This window comes from Paracholeplasma vituli, from assembly GCF_025446935.1.
GTDB classification, from domain to species: domain Bacteria; phylum Bacillota_I; class Bacilli_A; order Acholeplasmatales; family UBA5453; genus Paracholeplasma; species Paracholeplasma vituli.
Genome location: NZ_JAOEGN010000036.1, coordinates 1 through 777, shown reverse-complemented (window position 1 = coordinate 777; position 777 = coordinate 1). Strand labels below are relative to the sequence as shown.

Annotated in this window: 1 protein-coding gene; it reads right to left on the bottom strand. The window is 32.7% G+C overall.

Annotation, left to right across the window (positions count from 1 at the left end):
- Positions 1-777 (bottom strand): RNA-guided endonuclease InsQ/TnpB family protein (locus N7603_RS08940; RefSeq protein ID WP_262097082.1); only part of this gene is annotated, 777 nt, incomplete at both ends.

Sequence of the window (777 nt, the reverse complement as noted above, 5' to 3'; positions counted from 1 at the left end):
TTATACTTCAAGAATGAAACAAATCTTGTCCATCCAAACCTGGATACTTGTTTGGCGTAATAAGGACTCGTTTGAGACATCTCAATGAGATTCAAACCTTCTACACTCACTAAATCATAACGCTTGGCTATCGCGTAGGATAGTTTATGTAAAAAGTCATCTCTCTTATGTCTAATTCGTTCATGTAATAAGGCGATGTCTAATACCCTCTTATTATAATTACTAGAACCCTTAATTCTTCTAGATAAACTTCGTTGAAGGATTCTCAGTTTATTATAGTCTGTTTGAATATCGGTTGGATAATCTAATTTGAATCCCTGATCATCCACATAAAAATGATTCAACGAGAAATCGAGTCCAATGGATGTTTTGATTTCTTGTTTCTTAATCTCTTTTTTGTATTCATAGAGTATGGATACATAATACTTACCCGTACTACTCTTAGATACGGTTACACTCTTTAAAGTCATTTCACTAGGAATCACCCTATGTTGTTTGATTTTAACATCGCCTAGTTTAGGGAGTTTGATATAACATTTCATTAGCGTGATATTATTGTTTACAAGATTGGTTGTATACCCATAGTCTTGTTTCTTAGAGTGGAACTTTGGTAGGTCTTGTTTACGTTTAAAGAACATTTTAAAGGCTTTTTCAAGATTGAGTTGAGTGTTCGCTAGAGATAAAGAATCAATATCTTTTAGAAAAGGATAAGTATCTTTATATTGAGCTGGACGGTTATATAAGTGGGTTTTATTCAATTCATAGTGTTTCTGTTTG